1 protein-coding gene is annotated in these 414 nt (G+C 30.2%); it reads right to left on the reverse strand.

The window, feature by feature from the left end:
• Positions 1-414 (reverse strand): GTP-binding protein (locus FUA24_RS05040; RefSeq protein ID WP_246146957.1); only part of this gene is annotated, 414 nt, incomplete at both ends.

Here is a 414-nt window from a genome sequence, read left to right on the forward strand (position 1 = left end):
ACTAATTCTAATTCTTCTCTTAAGGTATTTGCAGAATTTTGACCTACTAATTTATCTAGTTCAGTAGATTCTAAATCTGATATTTTAATAGTCTCTTCAATATTTTTTCGGCTATCTCCACTAAAAAGGTTTACATTTTTTTCCCAAATATTATAAATACCCTTAAACTCATAACCCATACCAATAGGGAAACTAAGTGGTGTTACTCTTAAACCTAGTTTTTGTTCAACTTCATCAAGCAAATCAAAAGCATCTTTACCTTCTCTATCTAGTTTGTTTATAAAAACAATCATAGGTATGTTACGCATTCTACAAACTTCAACAAGTTTTTCAGTTTGTTCCTCAACACCTTTTGCAACATCAATAACCACAATAACACTATCTACAGCAGTTAAAGTTCTAAAAGTGTCTTCC

The sequence above is a fragment of the Seonamhaeicola marinus genome (genome assembly GCF_008085455.1).